Source organism: Paenibacillus sp. N119s (genome assembly GCF_059447605.1).
The window spans coordinates 1-2,913 of sequence record NZ_JCAJRU010000378.1 but is presented as its reverse complement, the minus strand read 5'-3'; the positions used below and the strand labels follow the sequence as shown (position 1 = coordinate 2,913).

Sequence of the window (2,913 nt, the reverse complement as noted above, 5' to 3'; positions counted from 1 at the left end):
CGAAAGGTGGAAATGTATACTCCCCGGCTTCATTTCGCTGCCATGTTCTCCACTGTGGGTCCATTCGAAAATAGCGTATACTATCCCGCTGTTCATCCGGTTGATCCTGGTCATACAGCAGCAAATCCAGCTCCCAGCCCGCTTCTTCCAACCGTCCAACCTTCTCACGGTAGGTACCCATCCCCCAACCGCCGCCATGTACGAATAAGCGAGATTGCCGTGCTTCAAAAGGGATATGCTCTACGGCCGGGATGTCAATATAGTGGCTGACTCTATTTTTATCATTTTCAAACAGGGTCGTTTCTCCACAACCATCAGCAAAATGTGGATTATGCTTGGCTAGATTTTTCCAGGAAGGGGAAGGGGTCGAATCCATATACACGATATCCACATGCACGGACTCCGGCTCTCTGCGCTTGCGATACTCCTCCAGTACGTACATCCAATGACCGGATAAGCATATAAAATACCGACGGTCCTCCTCTGTCCATTGGTTCAGCAGTACTTCCATCGCTGCGGGGTCCAGTGAATTACGCATGTCCTGCGGAACCTTCTGCGACATTAAGGCCACGGCAAAGCTGTCATGGTAAGCTTTCCGGCTTTTGTCGACCTTGAGACGGGCTGATTCCGGCAGTACATTTTCAAATACATGGATCGCCGTATCCATGGCCAGCCTGCGAAGACCCGCCTGCAGCAACAAGCCAGGGGTATAAAATCCCAATCCGAAACCGGAACACAAAATCGTTACCTTCCTAGGCTTCTCCGTACTCTTACGCATGCTTATACGCCTCCTGTTTAATTCAGCACTGTAAAATGTCGCTCTGCCAAAAAACGCTCCAGCTTGGTTGTCAATCGCATTTTTTCTTCATCGCTCGCAGCCACCAATTCCAAATAAAGCCGGCCTTTGCCTCGCTCCCGTTCGCTTCCAGCAGCTTCTTTTGTACCACTCAAGTCAGGCTGACTCCTACCTTCTTCTGCTCCGCCAATGCTGGCCCCAATTCCACTCACGCGAACCTGCTTGCCAGATGGCCTGCCCCCACGCCCAGTTACATGTCTGCTTGGCACAGTGGCGTGACCTGCAATCCTGTTCTCACCGTCTCGCCCACCCGTGTTTACATATAATGCATTGGCTCCCAGGGGCATGACACCTTCCTCACGTTCACCTGTAAACAGCAATCCCGCGCCTTCCAGCCCTTCCAGCAGTTCTTCATAGGATAGACTGCCGTCATGGGACAGCGAATAATTCGTCAGCGTTCCACGCATATTTTTCCCGGCCAGATAGGTATCGAGCTGATGCTTGATCAAACTCATCGACTTTCTGGCATTAATTTCGATAATGGGCTCCAGCTTTCCACCACGAAGTGTCATGGAGTCTATGCATACATCGCCGTAATATCCATCCCGATACAATTGCTGTCCGACGTCCTGCATCAAGCTAAAATAACCCTCTTGCTCCAGGCGCTCCATAAAAGCCCTGTCCGGAGATAGGGATTCCCGATAAGCGAATTGAGTATTAGCCAGCCATTGCACAGATAGGATATCGACACGTCCATCATCACCAATCGTAAATTGGCATGAAAAATCCTGCTCTTTCTCCAGAAAAGGCTCCAGCAGAAACAATACCCGTTTACCTTTGCGCTCCTGTCCACGCAAATACGATACGACCCTGTCCAGCATTTGTGTCGAGGTAATGTGTAGATTGCCTTTGCCCGATACGCCAAAATCATCCTTGATTAAAAAGCTTCCATCCCGCAGCAGTTTACGCCCCGCTTCAGCGACATCTGCAAACGAAGTTACAATATGACCGGGATTGCGCAGACCAAGACTGCGTTTCAGCTCAGAGGAATAGGTTTTGGCATTTACCTTGCGAATGGTTTCCAGCGGCGGCTGATGCAATGTAATTCCCCAAGCATGCGCGGCCTCCTCCACATGCGGCAACCCCGCAAACGGGCTAAGCACACAGCCTTCCAGTTGAGGAAAACCTTCTCCGGCATCCGTCTTGCGACTGCTCAGCAGTTCAAAAACAGAAGCGGCCGACACATTGCCCGGCTGTTCCATTCCGTCAGTCAAATCCCGTTCGTTTACAGCCGGATGAAAGCCCAACTGCGCGATATACTGACGATGTACGGGCGAAATGGCATAACGTGTCAATAGAGCGTCTCCCGGCTGGCAAAAGCTAAACAGCAATTCATCCATAGCTGCTACAATGGCAGAAGAAGCCCGGTCAGGCAGGGCGGGCAGAGAAGCCAGCTCGGCATCTCGCCAATAAGCCTCCGCTTCGAACGTTCCCATATATAAATGACGCTGGTTCGGTATCGCATTCATATGACTCGCTTCCTTTCCTGCTTCATTATGAAACTACTACATGGTAGCGCTACTGGCTCGCACTCGTATAATCACGTAGTGCAAACTGCCATATCAGGCGGATAATCGCCAGCAGCCAGAGAGGTGCAAGAAATGCCCAGAGCATCAAACCGGGTTGCATTTTGCCGAGAATGAACATTGGGGGAAAATTGCAGATGACAAACACCGGAAGCACAAACAAGCCAATACGCTGAATCAGGTTACTGTACACAGCCATCGGCACATAGTTTGTCTCGAAAATGCTGTTGGATAGCTCTGTAACACCGTTCGTGCGGATAATCCAAAAGGCCAGCAATTGGGGCAGCAAAAACACAGAGTATGCCGTAAGCACTCCGCATCCGAGCAGCACAGCGAAGCCTCCTACGGTTTCCACATCAAACGGTAGTCCAAGACGATACCAGCCAATGCCTGTCATGATTCCACCGCCCACGACATTCGGTACAGTATAACCCAGCTCAAATTGACGCAGTGTCACCATAAATTGCAGCGATACCGGCTTCGTTATAAGCACGTCCAGTGAGCCAGTCCGGATTTTGTCAGGCAGACTTG

General features: G+C 50.8%; 3 protein-coding genes. All 3 read right to left on the bottom strand.

Annotated elements, in window-relative coordinates; translation table 11 throughout:
- The coding region (locus AC5V8P_RS24845; protein WP_495473987.1) for a UDP-glucuronosyltransferase at positions 1-778 on the bottom strand (778 nt) is incomplete at its 3' end.
- A gap of 17 nt (positions 779-795) precedes the next feature.
- The gene (locus AC5V8P_RS24840) at positions 796-2,325 is read right to left on the bottom strand and encodes a hypothetical protein (RefSeq protein ID WP_064797426.1); all 1,530 of its coding nucleotides are present in this window, start codon (positions 2,323-2,325) and stop codon (positions 796-798) included.
- Between the two features lie 49 nt (positions 2,326-2,374).
- On the bottom strand, positions 2,375-2,913 hold a 539-nt coding region (locus tag AC5V8P_RS24835), incomplete at its 5' end, for an ABC-2 family transporter protein (RefSeq protein ID WP_495473986.1).

Excerpts from the sequence above, each read along its gene's own strand:
- AC5V8P_RS24840 (WP_064797426.1), bottom strand. The coding sequence starts at position 2,325 with ATGAATGCGATACCGAACCAGCGTCATTTATATATGGGAACGTTCGAA.